The sequence below is a fragment of the Methylocella sp. CPCC 101449 genome (assembly GCF_031921685.1).
Lineage (GTDB): Bacteria > Pseudomonadota > Alphaproteobacteria > Rhizobiales > Beijerinckiaceae > Terripilifer.
Genome location: NZ_JAPDHU010000001.1, coordinates 1,603,884 through 1,619,726, shown reverse-complemented (window position 1 = coordinate 1,619,726; position 15,843 = coordinate 1,603,884). Strand labels below are relative to the sequence as shown.

The window sequence follows — 15,843 nt, the reverse complement described above, 5'->3', positions numbered from 1 at the left end:
GGAACAAGCTGTAGCGCCGCCCGCGCCCGCCGCAAACCGGCCGCCGGATCAGAAGGGTTTTTGAATGCTCGCCGCCATTGCGAAGAAAATCTTCGGCTCCGCCAACGATCGCCGCCTGAAGCGCTATGCGTCCAAGGTTGCCGAGATCAATGCGCTGGAGCCCGAAATCGCCAAATTGAGCGACGACGAGCTGCGTGGTTCGACGGAAAAATTCCGCGCCGAACTGGCCGCCGGCAAGACCCTGGACGACATCCTGGTTCCGGTTTTCGCCACCGTCCGCGAAGCGGCCAAGCGCACGCTGGGCCAACGCCATTTCGACGTGCAGTTGATCGGCGGCATGGTGCTGCACGAAGGCTCGATCGCCGAAATGCGCACCGGTGAAGGCAAGACGCTGGTCGCCACGCTCGCCACCTATCTCAATGCGCTGTCCGGCAAGGGCGTCCACGTCGTCACCGTCAACGATTATCTCGCCCGCCGCGACGCCGAATGGATGGGCCTGATCTACCGCTTCCTCGGCATGAGTGTCGGCATCATCGTCCACGGCATCGACGACGAGGCGCGCGCCGCCGCCTACCAGGCCGACATCACTTACGGCACCAACAACGAATTCGGCTTCGACTATCTGCGCGACAACATGAAATACGAGCTCGCGCACATGGTGCAGCGCGGCCACAATTTCGCGATCGTCGACGAAGTCGACTCGATCCTCGTCGACGAAGCGCGCACGCCGCTGATCATTTCCGGCCCCTCGGAAGACAAGTCCGATCTCTACAACGCCATCGACAAGCTGATCCCCAGCCTCGTGCGCGCCGACTACGAAATCGACGAGAAGCAGCGCACCGCCAATTTCACCGAAGCCGGCAACGAGCACATCGAGCAATTGCTGCGTGAAGCCGGCCTGATCGGCGAATCCTCGCTCTACGACGCCGCCAACGTCACCGTCGTCCACCACGTACAGCAGGCGCTGCGCGCCCACACCTTGTTCCAGCGCGACAAGGAATACATCGTCCGCAACGACGAAGTGGTGATCATCGACGAATTCACCGGCCGTATGATGCCGGGCCGCCGCTTCTCGGAAGGCCTACACCAAGCGCTCGAAGCCAAGGAACATGTCTCGGTTCAGCCCGAGAACATCACCATGGCCTCGATCACCTTCCAGAACTATTTCCGCCTCTACAAGAAGCTCGCCGGCATGACCGGCACGGCTTCGACCGAAGCCAACGAATTCGCCGAGATCTACAAGCTCGACGTGGTCGAAATTCCGACCAACCGTCCCGTCGCCCGTAAGGACGAAGACGACGAAGTCTATCGCTCCGCTGACGAGAAGCTGAAGGCGATCGTACGCGAGATCGAAGCGGCCAATGTCACCATGCAACCGATGCTGGTCGGCACGACGTCGATCGAAAAGTCCGAACAGCTCGGCGAATTCCTCAAGCGCCACGGCTACAAGCAGATCGACTTCGACGATCCCAAGCAGCTCTCCAAGCTCTATGCCGCCGCCAAGGCCGGCAAACCCTCGAAACTGTTCGCCATCCTCAACGCCCGCTTCCATGAACAGGAAGCCTATATCGTCGCCGAAGCCGGCGTGCCGGGCGCCATCACCATTGCCACCAACATGGCCGGCCGCGGCACCGACATTCAGCTCGGCGGCAACGTCGAAATGCGTGTGGCCCACGAGCTGAAGGACGTCACCGATCCGCAGCAGCGTGAGGCGCGCGAAGCCGAAATCCGCAGCGAAGTGGCGGCGTTCAAGGAAAAGGCGATCGCCGCCGGCGGCCTCTACATCGTCGGCACCGAGCGTCACGAAAGCCGCCGCATCGACAACCAGTTGCGCGGCCGTTCCGGCCGTCAGGGCGACCCGGGCCGCTCGAAGTTCTTTCTGTCCTTGCAGGACGACCTGATGCGCATCTTCGGCTCCGAGCGCATGGATTCCATGCTCACCAAGCTCGGCCTGAAGGAAGACGAAGCCATCGTCCACCCTTGGGTGAACAAGGCCCTGGAAAAGGCGCAGCAGAAGGTCGAAGCGCGCAACTTCGACATCCGCAAGAACATCCTCAAATACGACGACGTGATGAACGACCAGCGTAAGGTCGTCTTCGAACAGCGCCGCGAAATGATGGCGCAGGAGTCGCTTGAGGAAACCGTCCACAACATGCGCTCCAACGTGGCGGACGAACTGGTCAGCAAGCACGTGCCGGCCGATTCCTACCCTGAGACCTGGGACATTCCCGGCCTCAACGAGGACCTCAAGAACATCCTCAGCATCGAGCCCCCCATCGCCGACTGGGCGAAGGAAGAAGGCATCGACGAGGAGCAGTTCTCCGAGCGCATCGAGAAGGAGGCGGATGCCGCCTATGCGGCGCGCGTCGAGAAGAACACGCCCGATGTCATGCGCTATGTCGAGAAGCAGGTCATTCTGCAGGTGCTCGACCACTATTGGCGCGAACATCTCGTGCAGCTCGACCATCTGCGCCAGGTCATCGGCTGGCGCGGCATGGCGCAGCGCGACCCGCTGAACGAATACAAGTCGGAAGCCTTCGACCTGTTCAATTCGCTGATCTCGCGCTGGCACGAAACCGCGACGCAGCAGCTCATGCGTGTCGAGGTCTCCTTCGATCCGAACGCCAATCAGGACCCACTCGCGAGCCAAGGCTATATCGACGCACCGCCGAGCGCCGAAGACCTGGCATCGATCGAGGCCATCAACGCGCAGATCGCCGCTGGCGAATTCTCGGCAACGGCTCTGGCGCTCTTCACCGCCGCAGCGGCCGCGCCGGCCCCGCGCAATCCGGACGATCCCGCCAGCTGGGGCAAGGTTGGCCGCAACGAAGCCTGCCCCTGCGGTTCCGGTAAGAAGTTCAAACACTGCCACGGCGCGCTGGTCTGATTGCGACCAACAGCTGCTCAACAAAGAGCCCCGGTTCGACCAGAACCGGGGCTCTTTTCATTTTCGCATCAGAAGCGCTGAAGCTCAGCGAATGGCATCGCCCGTGCGCTTCACCAAAGCCGGATCGACCGCATAAGCATCCTTGATGATCTTTTCCATTTCAGCGCCGGAGATCGGCGAGACTTCCAACTGCATCTTGTCGGCCGCCTGCACGAATTCCGGATCGGTCATCGTTTCGGTAAACGCCTTTTGCAAAGCGGCGAGACGGTCGGCCGGAATACCGGGCGGACCGAAGAACGGCCGGCCCATCTTTTGCGGCGCCAACACCAGAGACAGCATCTGGCGCTGATCCTCGGTTTTCACGAAGTCCATGATCAACGGCACATCGGGCAAATCGGCATGCTTTTCCAACGAGTTCTGCACGAGGATTAGCAGAGACCCATCCTTGATCTGCTTCATTTGCTCGGCACCGCGAATGCTGGTCCACGACCAGCCGCAGCGGCCCTGCACCTCGCCCCGCGACAGAGCCAGGTTCACATCATTGCCGCCGGGATAGCCCTTCACCAGTTTGAAGCGCGTGCCGAGCACGGCGTTCGAGATTTTCACGTGCTGTTCGGATTCCGTGCCGGCACCGAAGCCACCGACAATGACATCCTTGTTGAAGAGATCGGAGAAGGTCTTGATCCCCGCTTTCGCATCGACGCCACAGACCGAGACTTCGTTATTGGCACTGCCAATATAGGTGAAAGCCGAACCGTCCTTGAATTGCGGGCCGGGATTGCCAAACAGCGGATCGAGCGGTACGCCGCGCGCGAACATGCCCATCACCGTGCCGTCTTTCGGCGCGATCGCATAAAGCCAGTTGGCGAGCCGGACGCTGCCAGCGCCTTCCATATTCTTGACGACGATATTGGGCACGCCGGGAATATGACGCCCCATATGCCGGGCGATCAGCCGCGCATAGACGTCATAGCCGCCGCCGGAAGAAAAGCCGACATACATGTCGACATTCTTGCCGCGATAAAAATCCTCGACACTCTGCGCCTGGGCGAAACCGCCGGCCAGGCATAACGACAGCGTCAGCAGTCCCCGTCGAAACATCCGCAACGTCTTCATGTTGGCCACCCCATCGCGCGTGAAAACGAGTCTCCCATGACGGCTTCGAGATCGGAGCCTGACAGACCCATCTCCTCCGTGAACATCGTCACCGCCTGGCGATAGCTGCACGCATCGGGCAGGCGCGAATAATCCGTACCCCAGAAGCATCGCGCGACGCCGAAGCCATCGATCGTGCGCTTGATCGGATCATGCAGATTGCGAAACGGATAGGCCTCGCTTGAAAAGCACGGCATGGCCGAGACCTTAACCGACACGTTTTGCAGTGGCGCCAAAGTCAACAGCCGATCGGCGGCGGCCTGAGCCTTGTCATCCATCGTCTCGCGGGCAAAACCCATATGATCGATGATGAGCCGCAAGCGCGGATATTTTTTTGCGATCTCGCCGACTTCGGCGATTCGTTCGGGCGCATGCACCATGACGGGAATGTCATGCCGCTGCGCCACCGGCCAGAACCAGTCGGCGACGCCGTTGGTCATGAACGGCCGATCGTTGTCACGATGGAAGGTGAGGCGCACGCCGAGCATGCCCGCATCCTCTTTCCACCGCTCGAGCCGAGCGGGCGCACCGGGCTTGTCGATGAGCAGGCGCCCCATCACGGCGAAGCGATCGGGATAGCGTTGCGCCGCCGCAAGGGCCAGATCGTTGCGATCGCCATCAAGCGACGGCGGCACGAGAACCACGTGGGTCACGCCCGCTTCATCCATGGCTTGCAACACCATTTCGGCCGAAAGCGGCTTGTCGCGATGAGCCCGCTTTTCCATGCCCTCCATCCACGGCCGCTCCGGCGTGCTGGCGGCCCAGATATGCACCTGGGTATCGATGACCTTCATGAACTCTGTCCTCACTCCGCTACGACGGCATTGCTGAGCGTGCCAATGCCCGAGATCGTGATGTCGAGGCGATCGCCGGGCTTGATGTTGACCGGCAATTCGTCGGTTCCGAGCCAAACCACATCGCCTGGATGCAGCGTATTGGTCTGCGAAATGGCGCTGATCACCGCGCCCGCATCGAACAGCATGTTGCCGGTAGCGAAATCGTGCAGCTTCTTGCCGTTGAGAACGACCTGCGTGCGCATGTCTTTGGGGTGAATGCCGGTGACGATCCACGGCCCCATCGGTTTGAACGTATCGCAGTTCTTGCCGCGCAGATTGGTCGGATCGTTCTTCTGCCAGTCGCGCTCGGTCACGTCATTGCCGATCGTCCAGCCGAAAATGCACGACCACGCCTCTTCCGGCGAGACGCGTCGCGCCTTCTTGCCGATGACGGCGACAAGCTCGCCTTCATATTGGAACTGTTCGCCGGAGCCCTGCGGCTTGACGATGTTCTGCCCGGTCGGCAGCAGCGCCGAATTGGCGCGATAGCCGACGCGCGGCACGTCATAATATTTCGCGCCTGTGCCGCGCACCTTGCCACGCTCTTCCACATGCGAGGCGTAGTTCGAGCCGATCGCATAGAAATTGCCCGGCACGACAGGCACATCCAGCGTCACATCCGCCACGGCGAACGTGCGCCCCGAATAGTTCCACGTCCCGAACGGCGAACCGGACACTTCTTTGATGCGCCCATCTTCGACGACGCCGTAGGACACGGCATCGTCGCGCAGGAAGCGGCACCAGATCATTGTTTTCTCCCTAGACTTTTCTCTTTACGGGCGGACCTTCGCTTGACGACCCATGATGAATCAAATGGAAGTTTCTGCTAAATCCATGAACAACGTTCATGAATGGGAATGACCGATGAAATTCGATGTTCTGGGGATAGAAGCCTTCGTGAGTGTGGCGGAACAAGGCAGCTTCAGCCGCGCCGCTTCCCATCTCAATGTCTCGCAAACGGCGATCAGCCATCGCCTGCGCAAGCTCGAGCAGAGCCTCGATCTACAGCTCTTCAATCGCACCACGCGTCGGGTGACGCTGACGGAAGCTGGTGCCGATCTTTTTCCCAAGGCGCGTGCTTTGATGGGCGACTTCGAGCAACAGCTCTCGCTCGTGCGCACACGCCATCGCGACAAGACCGAGGAACTGGCCTTCGCCTGCATGCCAACCATAGCAGTTCACATTCTCGCGCCCGTCTTCAAGGAGTTCCGGCGACGCGAGCCCGATGCGCATGTACGCCTGTTCGACAAATCGGCGACGGAGATCGGCGAGACGGTGTCCTCGGGCCGCGCCGAATTCGGCATCGCCATTCTTGCCGCCAATCGCTGGAACCTCACCGCCGAACCGCTCTTCAGCGACGACTATGTCTGCATCTGTCCGAAGAACCACGCCTTCGTCGGCCGTTCATCGGTGAGCTGGGCCGACCTCGTCGACATACCGCTGGTGCGCTCCACCCCATCGATCGCCAATCGCATCATTCTCGACGCCGCACTGGGCGCCCGCGCCGAACGCTATCGCTGGGATTTCGAAGTGCAGCACACGATGACGGCGCTGATGCTGGTGCAGGCTGGCCTGGCCCTGGCGCTCGTGCCGCGCCTGTCATCGCGCCAATTGCCGAAAGGCCTCGCCGTGATCGATCTGCGCGGACCGCGCATCACCCGCACCGTCGGCCTGCTGCGCCGGCGCAACGAGCAACCCTCAAGATTGGCCCGCCAATTCCAGGATGCCTTGCGCCAGCACTTCCACGCTTAGGATCAAATACCCAGCCCGCACGCACCCGGCGATGAACCGAATATGAATATCTCTGCCACGCAGCGTTCAGCCAGCCTCTCCTAATGTCGCCCCATCGTTTCAGTTGCCTGCGGACACACCAGGGCTGAGACAGGCATAGGAGAGTTACATGAGCACGATTATCCGCAAGACCGCGATGGCCGCTGTTGCCGCCCTTGCCCTGGGTTCTGCGATGGTCGCCTCGACGACCGCTGACGCTGGCTGGCGTGGCCGCGGCTGGGGCGCTCCCGTCGCCGCCGGCATCATCGGCGGCCTGGCCCTTGGCGCGATCGCCGCGCAGGCCGCACAGCCGCGCTACTACAACGAGCCGTCTTATCCGGCCTATTACCCCGTCGCCGAGCCGCAGGCCTATTGCTACGTCGACCGTCGCCCGGCCTACAACGCTTATGGCGATTTCATCGGCTGGCGCCCGGTTCGCGTCTGTAACTAAGCGCCTTCTTGGCGTCACCGATCGTCGGTCCTGAACTTCAGCCCGCCCCGCACCGCACAGGACCGTCGCAGCCCCTCCGGATCACCCCGTCCGGAGGGGTAATTTTTTGTGCGCACGATGACGCGCAAAAAATGATGCCGCTGACTCTGACGAGCAGCGGCATATGAAATCAGATCGACCCTAATCGGAATTTTAGCGCGCGAAGGACAAGACGCCCGACGGCAGCGGCTCGTGCGCTCCGGTGATGATGCCCGGCAGCGACGACGTCTTCTGTCTTGGATCGACGACCTTGGAATTCTGTTGGGGATGCTGCTGCGCCGGCTGCTGGCGCAACGATGAACGCGCGGCCGGACGAGACGGCGGCGCGACAACCGGCGTGACGGCGGGTGTCGAAGCCGTCGTATCGGCAGCGGTCGGAGCCGCAGCCGGTGCGGCCTCATCGGCCTTCAGAACATCGGCAATGCCCATCCAGCGCTGATAGAACGGCTTGTCCGATGCAGTCGCCGTCGCGGGCACGGCGACCGGCGGCGTGGCCGGCGCGAAAGCGGTGGCGGTCGGCACGGCCGGAGCCACGGGCTGCGCGGTCGAACGGGCGACGGCGGTGGCCGCCGGTTGCGCGGACGTCGCGGCAGGCTGGGTCGCGGCCGGCGTGACCTTGGCGACAGCCGTGCGCGGTGCCGGCTTGCCCTTGTCGTCGAGATCGATTTCGACCGGGCCGGCGGCAAGCGCCTCGGGGCGGCTGACCATGGTGACATGGGCGAATTGCGGATTCTGACCGCCGTCCGAATAGACGACCTTGACCGGCTTCACGCCGCTGGCGACGAGTTCGGCGACCTTGGCATCCTGATCGCGACGACGCTCGGCGACGAGTGCGCTCACCTCGGAATCTTGAACCGGCGCACAACCCGGACCGTTCATCGAAGCCGAACCGAAAGTGTAGCGGCCATTGCAGACCGCCACGCGGGGCTCGCGCTTGGACACTTCGAACTGGTCGTAGCCTTCCTTGATCTCTTTCCAGAACGGCATGTTCGGATCGACGCGATGCTTGGCCAGATTTTCCGGCGACATGCGGAACGGCATCGACTGCATCTGGATGGCCTGCTGGCCACCGGCGAAAGCCTCGCGGGCGATCGCATAAATTTCGGCGATCTGTTCATCGGTCATGGAGAAGCAGCCGGCCGACGAACAGTCGCCGTGCACCATGATCATGCTGCCGGTATAGCCCTTCGACCGATCATAGGCGTTGGGATAGCCGACGTTGAAAGACAGATAGTAGTTGGAATTCGGATTCATCTGCGCCGGCGTGATCGAATAGAATCCTTCCGGCACCTGCCGGTCGCCTTCGCGCTTCTTCGGGCCGAGCTGGCCGGACCAGCGGCACATCGGATAAGTCTTCAGATGAACGTAAGAGCCGTCGGCGGTCTGTTTCCAGATCTCGAGTTCGGACTCTTTCTTGTAGGTGCGAATGAGGATCGGTGCGTTCTTCGACGAGCCCTTGCTCTGGATCAGCGCCAAGGTGTCGGCGGGGATCGGCTGATAGGCCCTGGCGCTGCGCAGCCCGTTCGAATCCTGACAGGCCGCAAGCACACCGGCCACCACGAGCGCCGCCGCGATTTTGACCGCTTTCGCCGAGGTGGCGCTGGAAGCAAACTTCTTCGAGATCATTGCGCAACAAATCCGTCTAAACGACGTTTAAGGAAACTGAGCGGCTCGAACCGATTTACGGCCGTTATCGTTACACGCAGGTTACTAGGGCAGGACCGAATTCCCGGACAGGGTAAACGGTATGTTAACTGTGCGGCATCCCAGCGCAAATACGTTTCATCAGAAACGGATTTGCGCTTTTACTTCTATTCGACGCGTCTTTGTTCCAAAACGCTATGCTTTCAATAGGTCAAAGCCGACGGCCAATCGCTAGAAACTTTTCCTCACGCGCCAACCGGATCGCCTCTGGCGGCATGTTGTCCATGCTGCGCAGCGACGTTTCGATGGCGTCACCCGTCCACTGTATCGCCTTTTCCGGATCGCGGTGGGCACCCCCCGTCGGCTCCGGCACGACGGCATCAATGATGCCGAATTTCAGCAAATCTTGGGCAGTGATCTTCATATTTGTCGCCGCGTCCTGTTTGCGGGCGCTGTCGCGCCACAGGATCGAGGCCGAGGCTTCCGGCGAAGCGACTGTATAAATGGAATGTTCCAGCATCAGCACGCGATTGGCCGTGGCGATGGCGACGGCGCCGCCCGATCCGCCTTCCCCGACAATCACCGAAATATTCGGCACGCCGAGCTGCAGACAGGCGTCCGTCGAGCGGGCGATGGCCTCCGCCTGGCCCCGCTCTTCCGCGTCGATGCCCGGAAAGGCGCCGGCCGTATCGACCAGCGAAATGACCGGAATCCCAAATCGGTCGGCCAGTTCCATCAGCCGCACCGCCTTGCGATAGCCCTCCGGCCGGGCCATGCCGAAATTATGCCGCAGCCGGCCTTCGGTATCGGAGCCCTTCTCCTGGCCCATGATGCAGACCGACTGGCCGCGAAAACGGCCGAAGCCGCCGACGATGGCTTCGTCCTCGGCAAATTTGCGATCGCCGGCGAGAGGCGTGAAATCCTCGATCAAGCCATTGATATAATTGTTGAAATGCGGGCGACTCTGGTGCCGGGCGACCTGCGTCTTCTGCCAGGGCGTGAGCTTGCCGTAGAGATCGGCCAGGGCCTTGGCGGCCTTGGCTTCGAGCTGCGTCAGCTCATCGCCGATGGCAATGCTGCCATCACGGTCGGCCACGGCGCGCAATTCGTCGACCTTAGCCTCGAGCTCGGCGACAGGCTTTTCAAAATCCAAATAGGAACGCATCGGCACCTGGAAAAACTGAAGCTAGAGCGTTTTGCAGTCAGATGAAGTCAAACGCTACGAAATCCAAACAATGAGCCCGGGCAAAATGGCGCCTCGACCGAAACGCGATTTGCTATGGGCTGGCTCGGCGCGCGGAAACTGGCCTCCGGACCCCTCGAAGTCAAGAAGATAGCCAGAAATAGCCAAGTAGCGGTTTATCTGAACGGTTTATCCGGCCTGATCGTCGCCGAGCGGATGCAGATCGCGCACCATGGCCTTGGTCCGCTCGTCCAGCACATGGGTGTAGATCTGGGTGGTGGAAATGTCGGCATGGCCCAAAAGCTCCTGAACCACCCGCAAATCGGCGCCGTTTTGCAATAAATGGCTGGCAAAGGCGTGGCGCAGCACGTGCGGGCTGATCTTCGCGGCGGCAATGCCGGCCGCCGCCGCCGTCGCCTTCAGGTCCCGGGCGAAGGCTTGGCGGGTCAGATGGCCGCTCTCGCTGTCCGACGGAAAAAGCCAAGGCTGCGTTGCGAGGCCCGGCTGAAGCTGATCGAGCAGCGCCCGATAGGCGGCCATCGCCTTCCGGGACACGTCGGAGATCGGCACGATCCGCTCGCGCCCGCCCTTGCCGCGGATCGTCAGCCACTGCTGCGACGAAGCGGCCGTGAGCGGCAGCGAGACCAATTCGGAGACGCGCAGGCCCGTCGCATAGAGCAATTCCAGCAGGCAGGACATGCGCGCCGCCCGCAGCCGCTCGCCGGCCGGACGGGCCGGGTCGTCGAGCCCTTCATGCGCCACCCGCAAAAGACGATCGACATCGGCAACAGTGAGTACCTTCGGCAGCGGCCGGCCGGTCTTCGGCGCGTCGATCACAATGGTCGGATTGTCGGTGCGCCGGCCCTCCGCATGCAGAAACTTGTGAAACTGGCGCAGGCACGACAGCCGCCGCGCCGCTGAAGCAGGCTTCAAGCCGCGCGCCGACAGATCGGCGAGATAGGCCTGCACCCCAGCGCTATCCACCGCCACCGGCGAAACGCCCTGCTCTTGCAGAAAGCCAAGATAATCTTCGAGGTCGCGGCCATAGGCCTCGAGCGTATTCTTGGCGGCACCGCGCTCGGCGGCCACCATTTCCAGGAATTGGCGGGCAAGGACAGAGGCGGGAAGCGGCGGCATGAAAGGCTACCGGTTGAGCCGATTGGGCGGGATCACCTGGATCATCTCACGCGGTTGCGGCTCGACGAAGGCAATGAGCGCAAGCATGCCGCCCCAGACGAGGCCGACCAGAATCGCGATGACGAGCAGGAACCGAATCAGGCTCGGCACAGGTGTCTCCGCCGGAACGGGCGTCTTTGACCACCAATATCAACCAATTGCAAACATCTCGGGCGCCGGAAGCATGGCCTATTCCGTCCGGCCGATCTGGCTTGGCTGTTGCAGGGACAGGTTTAATTTTCCCGCGCCGACGTGATAGAGGCTCGCCCATGCTTACTGAAGTCGACCCCCGCGCCGCCTCCATCGTCCGCCAGCTTGGCGGCCGGTCGATCGTGCTCGTCGGCATGATGGGCTCGGGCAAGACTTCGGTCGGCCGCCGCCTGGCCCAGCGCCTCGGCCTCGATTTCGTCGACGCCGACCATGAGATCGAAGCCGCCGCCGACATGACCATCCAGGAAATCTTCGCCCGCCATGGCGAGGGTTATTTCCGCGATGGCGAGCGCCGGGTGATGGCGCGCCTCCTGGCGGAAAAGCAAAGGGTGCTGGCCACAGGCGGCGGCGCCTTCATGCAGGCGCTCACGCGCGAGAACATCGCCCGCCACGGCGTCTCCGTCTGGCTCAACGCCGATCTCGAAGTCTTGGCGCGCCGCGTCCGCAAGCGCACCAATCGGCCGATGCTACATACCACCAATCCGGAAGACACGCTGCGCAAACTCATCGACGAGCGCTATCCTGTCTATGCGAAAGCCGATGTCTCGGTTCTCTCCATCGACGGACCGCATGACGTGGTCGTCGATGCCATCCTCGAACAACTCGAAGCCAATCTCGATCGTCTCGTGCGCCAAGAAACACCCGCTCAAGCCACCGTCCGTGTCGAACTCGACAACCGCGCCTATGACATCGTCATCGGCCGGGACCTGATCGCCTCCGCCGGTCGCTATATCTCCTCCCTGTTTCCGAAATCCGCCTGCGCCATCGTCACCGACGAAAATCTGGCGCGCGAACATCTGCCGGCGCTGGAGCGCGGCCTCGATGCCCATGGCATCCGTCACGCCCGCATCGTCATCACGCCGGGCGAACCGTCGAAATGCTGGAGCACGTTCGCGCGCGTCTGCGATGACATCATCGCCGCCAAGATGGAACGTGGCGATCTCGTCGTGGCGCTTGGCGGCGGTGTCGTCGGCGATCTGGCGGGTTTCGCCGCCGCCACCGTGCGCCGTGGCATGCGCTTCATCCAGATTCCCACGAGCCTGCTGGCGCAGGTCGATTCCTCCGTCGGCGGCAAGACCGCTATTAATTCCGACCACGGCAAGAATCTGATCGGTGCTTTCTATCAGCCTTCGCTCGTGCTCGCCGACACCGGCGCGCTCGCCACGTTGCCGCCGCGCGAATTCCGCGCCGGCTATGCCGAGGTCGTCAAATACGGACTGATCGACGACGCCCCGTTCTTCGACTGGCTCACAGCCAACTGGCAGGCGATCTTCGCGCGCGGGCCTGAGCTGATCGAAGCCATTCGCAAGAGCTGCGCTTCGAAAGCCGCTGTCGTCGCCCGCGACGAGACCGAACAGGGCGACCGCGCGCTGCTCAATCTCGGCCACACCTTCGGCCATGCGCTGGAAACCCTGCTGCATTACGACAGCGAACGGCTCGTCCATGGCGAGGGTGTCGCCATCGGTGTGGCCTGCGCCGCCCGTTTCTCGGCCAAGCTCGGTTACGCCAGCACGAGCGATGCCGAACGCGTCGAGGCGCATTTGCAGGAATGCGGCCTGCCGAGCCGCATCACCCATATCAAGGGCTGGAACCACGGCCCCGATCAAATCCTCGAAGCCATGTATCAGGACAAGAAAGTGCAGCGAGGATCGCTGACCTTCATTCTGATGCACGGCATCGGCCAGAGTTTCATCGCCCGCGGCGTCGAGGCGGAGAAGGTGCGCGCGTTCCTCGGCGAAGAGCTGGCACGCGCGTAGCCGTCTTCTGCAAGGCTTCGGTACGTCACCTCACGGCGCGAGCATGATCGCTTTGGCGCGCGCGATCACGTCCGGCGGCGTATCGAGAATGCGGTGCGAAATGTCCTGCGATTGCTCCCCGGTCAAAGGACTCATGTCGAGCCCCATCTTGCCCGCTTCCGCGAGAAAGGCCGGCGAAGCCACCGTCTGATCGAAAGCCCGCCGCAAAGCGTTGAGCCGATCGGCGGGAACGCCAGGGGTCGTTACGAGAGACCGCGACAGCGCGACGCTGGCCGACAGAAAATCGAGGAGCGCCCGATCATCCGCATTGGGCGCCAGTTCCAGGAGCAGCGGCACATCCTTCATGTCGGGATGGCGCGTCAGGCCGATCTGGACAAGCGGGATGATGGTCCTGTCCTGAACCCAGTCGGGCTTCGTCGCCTTCCAGGCGGCCCAGGCGTTGGTCGCGCGGCCCTGCACTTCGCCGCGCTCCATCGCCAGATTGACCTGCGCACCGCCGGCATAGCCCGAGACGACGGAAACCTTATATCCAAGCTGTTGCAGCGCCCGCACATAATAGACGCCGCTATCGCCCGAGGTCGTGCCGAGAACCAGCGGATTGCCTTTCAAGGCGTCGACGGAAGTGACCCCGGCAGTATGCCAGGCCACCATGACATTGGGACTGGTGCTGGTATTGCCGACGAAATTGAACCTCCTCAGATCGAAAGTCACTTCCGGCGTGCCGATCGCCTGCAACGTGCCGACGCTAGGAAACATCATGTGCAAGGTCGAACCGTCGTGCGGCACACGCGCGGCCATGTGATTCATGGCGATGATGCCGCCGCCACCCGGCATATTGCGGGTGATGAAAGTCGGATGACCGGGAATGAAATCCGGCATGAAACGGGCGAGCAACCTGCCCCGCAGGTCGAAATCATTGCCGGCTGTCGTCGGCACGAGCATTTCCATCGTCCGGCCGCGATAGAAAGCCGCGACGGCGTCCTGGGCATGAGCTGGAAGGGCGATCTGCACGCAGCCCAGAGCAAGAAGGCCGAGAAGAAGAAAAAGCATCCGCTTCATGACGCTCTCCAACGACGCCCCCTCACCCCTGTTTCTCGATGCCCGCCCGCCGGAAATAATCGGCCCAGTCCTTGATCTCCTTGAGATAGAACGCCTGCGCATCGGCACGCGACATCGGCCAGGGCTCGTTGCCGATGCTGAACAGAAAGCGACGTGCGTCGTCGGTGCGCACCACATCGGTGATCCAGCCGTGCAGCGGATCGAGAATGGCGGCGGGCGTGCGCGCCGGCGCGAACACGCTCCACCAGCTCGCAATGTCGATGTCGAAGCCCTGCTCGCGCATCGTTGGATATTGCGGCATCGCCGCCGACCGCTCGCCCGTCGAAACCGCGATGATGCGCACGCGCCCCGCATTGGCATGGCCGACGCCGGAGGCGCTGTCGATGAAAGCGAAATCGAGCGCGCCGTTGCCGAGGTCGGTGATCCAATCGGCGGAGGTGCGATACTGCACGTCCAGCGGCTTGGCGCCGATGCTGTCGGCATAGAGCGAGCCCAGAACGCGCGCCGTCGGAAACGCCGTGCCGTAGCTCGCCTTGTCGCCTTTCTCGCGCAGCACCTTGGTCAGGTCCGCCAGGGTCTTCACGGGTGAGTTCGGTCCCACGACCATCAGCGTCGGCTGGCGTGAAAACATCGCCACCATCGTCAGATCGTTGGCGACGTCGAACGACATTTTCTTGTAGGTGGCCGGGCTTGCCGCCAGCGAGCCGCCGCCGGTGGGATGCAGCGTATAGCCATCCGGCTTGGCGCGGGCGACATATTCCGCTGCGATATTGCCGCCGGCGCCCGGCTTGTTCTCGACGACCACCGTTTTCAGCACCGGCCGCAGCTTTTCGGCGAAGAAGCGGGCGATGACGTCGGGCCCGCTCCCTGGCGCGTAACCCAGAACGAAATGCACGTCTTTCGATGGATAGGCCTGGGCCTGGGCGGCAGCGGGATAGAGCGCGGCCACTGAGAGTCCTGAGACGACGAATGCGCGCCGGTCGATCTTGTTTTCCTCCCGCATGTTTCCCTCCCGTTTGACGATTCTCGTCATATTTTCTGCCGCGACGGCGAAATCGCGGGGCGTGAAGCCATCGCGAAATATGGTATGTTTACCATACAGATTTTGTCAAACGCATTCCGGAGGGCGAACGCTTTCCGACGGGAATGACGATCAGCGGGCCGCTTCGGCCTGTTCGTCGTCTCGCGTGGTCTCGATAACACGCTGCTTCGAGGCAGCATTCAGGTTTGACGTCACCTGCGCCAGCAGCTCGAACAGTTGGCGATAGCTTTGCTTGCTCATTTCGCCGCGCGCGATCGTATTCGTCGCTGCCGCATGTTCGGCCAGGAGCGCCACCATGTCCTGGCCCGCCGGCGTCATCGACAGAATGATTTTGCGCTTGTCGGCGGCATCGCGGCGGCCGCGTATGAACTTGCGGCGCTTCAGGGCTTCGATATCGTCAGTCGCGGAGGCCCGCGTGATCCCCGCGCGTTGGGCGAGTTCGACCTGCGACAGATTCTCCTCGATGCTCAGGATCCAGAGGAAGGTGAATTGCAGTGGCGTGATCTTATGCGCCGCAAATCTCGCTTCGATTTCCTTCGTATAAGCGCGAAACGCTTCTCTCAGGAAAAATCCCAGTCCGGCTCTCCCAAGCTTCGATGAAATCGTAAGTGTTTCCATGGAGAGGCACTCGGTT

General features: G+C 62.2%; 14 protein-coding genes. 4 read left to right on the top strand and 10 right to left on the bottom strand.

Going from position 1 to position 15,843, the window contains the following annotated elements; genetic code table 11:
• Nucleotides 1-64 precede the first annotated feature (64 nt).
• A complete protein-coding gene (secA, locus tag OIM99_RS07445; RefSeq protein WP_311849697.1) occupies nucleotides 65-2,887 on the top strand; it encodes a preprotein translocase subunit SecA in 2,823 nt (940 codons plus the stop codon).
• An 84-nt stretch (nucleotides 2,888-2,971) separates the two neighbouring features.
• Here secA and OIM99_RS07440 read toward each other — a convergent pair whose 3' ends face one another.
• Genes OIM99_RS07440 through OIM99_RS07430 form a run of 3 tightly spaced genes read right to left on the bottom strand, consistent with a single transcriptional unit; the run spans nucleotide 2,972 to nucleotide 5,627 of the window.
• On the bottom strand, nucleotides 2,972-4,003 hold the full coding sequence (locus tag OIM99_RS07440; RefSeq protein WP_311849696.1) for a tripartite tricarboxylate transporter substrate-binding protein: 1,032 nt from the start codon (nucleotides 4,001-4,003) through the stop codon (nucleotides 2,972-2,974).
• Nucleotides 4,000-4,836 (bottom strand): amidohydrolase family protein, encoded by an 837-nt coding sequence (locus tag OIM99_RS07435; RefSeq protein WP_311849695.1) that lies wholly within the window; start codon nucleotides 4,834-4,836, stop codon nucleotides 4,000-4,002. Before OIM99_RS07435 ends, OIM99_RS07440 begins: the two co-directional genes overlap by 4 nt.
• A gap of 11 nt (nucleotides 4,837-4,847) precedes the next feature.
• Entirely contained in the window at nucleotides 4,848-5,627 is a 780-nt protein-coding gene (locus tag OIM99_RS07430; RefSeq protein WP_311849694.1) for a fumarylacetoacetate hydrolase family protein, read from the bottom strand.
• Nucleotides 5,628-5,742: 115 nt separating this feature from the next.
• On the opposite strand from OIM99_RS07430, the gene OIM99_RS07425 reads away from it, so the two are divergent.
• Together OIM99_RS07425 and OIM99_RS07420 are read left to right on the top strand one after the other, a co-directional pair.
• The gene (locus OIM99_RS07425; RefSeq protein WP_311849693.1) at nucleotides 5,743-6,630 is read left to right on the top strand and encodes a LysR family transcriptional regulator; all 888 of its coding nucleotides are present in this window, start codon (nucleotides 5,743-5,745) and stop codon (nucleotides 6,628-6,630) included.
• 148 nt (nucleotides 6,631-6,778) lie between these two features.
• Complete coding sequence (locus tag OIM99_RS07420; protein WP_311849692.1) at nucleotides 6,779-7,099, top strand: hypothetical protein; 321 nt, start codon at nucleotides 6,779-6,781, stop codon at nucleotides 7,097-7,099.
• 192 nt (nucleotides 7,100-7,291) lie between these two features.
• Here OIM99_RS07420 and OIM99_RS07415 read toward each other — a convergent pair whose 3' ends face one another.
• The 4 genes from OIM99_RS07415 to OIM99_RS07400 all read right to left on the bottom strand — a co-directional run bounded on the left by OIM99_RS07415 (nucleotide 7,292) and on the right by OIM99_RS07400 (nucleotide 11,252).
• Entirely contained in the window at nucleotides 7,292-8,764 is a 1,473-nt protein-coding gene (locus OIM99_RS07415; RefSeq protein WP_311849691.1) for a L,D-transpeptidase family protein, read from the bottom strand.
• A gap of 229 nt (nucleotides 8,765-8,993) precedes the next feature.
• Entirely contained in the window at nucleotides 8,994-9,947 is a 954-nt protein-coding gene (locus tag OIM99_RS07410) for an acetyl-CoA carboxylase carboxyltransferase subunit alpha (protein WP_311849690.1), read from the bottom strand.
• Between the two features lie 207 nt (nucleotides 9,948-10,154).
• Entirely contained in the window at nucleotides 10,155-11,102 is a 948-nt protein-coding gene (locus OIM99_RS07405; RefSeq protein ID WP_311849689.1) for a site-specific tyrosine recombinase XerD, read from the bottom strand.
• A 6-nt stretch (nucleotides 11,103-11,108) separates the two neighbouring features.
• A complete protein-coding gene (locus OIM99_RS07400; RefSeq protein ID WP_311849688.1) occupies nucleotides 11,109-11,252 on the bottom strand; it encodes a histidine kinase in 144 nt (47 codons plus the stop codon).
• 158 nt (nucleotides 11,253-11,410) lie between these two features.
• On the opposite strand from OIM99_RS07400, the gene aroB reads away from it, so the two are divergent.
• On the top strand, nucleotides 11,411-13,108 hold the full coding sequence (gene aroB, locus OIM99_RS07395) for a 3-dehydroquinate synthase (protein WP_311849687.1): 1,698 nt from the start codon (nucleotides 11,411-11,413) through the stop codon (nucleotides 13,106-13,108).
• 30 nt (nucleotides 13,109-13,138) lie between these two features.
• Here aroB and OIM99_RS07390 read toward each other — a convergent pair whose 3' ends face one another.
• From OIM99_RS07390 to OIM99_RS07380, 3 genes are all read right to left on the bottom strand, one after another.
• Nucleotides 13,139-14,167, bottom strand: a complete 1,029-nt coding sequence (locus OIM99_RS07390; RefSeq protein ID WP_311849686.1) for a tripartite tricarboxylate transporter substrate-binding protein — start codon at nucleotides 14,165-14,167, stop codon at nucleotides 13,139-13,141.
• Nucleotides 14,168-14,189: 22 nt separating this feature from the next.
• The gene (locus OIM99_RS07385) at nucleotides 14,190-15,170 is read right to left on the bottom strand and encodes a tripartite tricarboxylate transporter substrate binding protein (RefSeq protein ID WP_311849685.1); all 981 of its coding nucleotides are present in this window, start codon (nucleotides 15,168-15,170) and stop codon (nucleotides 14,190-14,192) included.
• A 150-nt stretch (nucleotides 15,171-15,320) separates the two neighbouring features.
• Nucleotides 15,321-15,827, bottom strand: coding sequence for a MarR family transcriptional regulator (locus OIM99_RS07380; protein WP_311849684.1), 507 nt, complete (start codon nucleotides 15,825-15,827; stop codon nucleotides 15,321-15,323).
• Nucleotides 15,828-15,843: the final 16 nt, after the last annotated feature.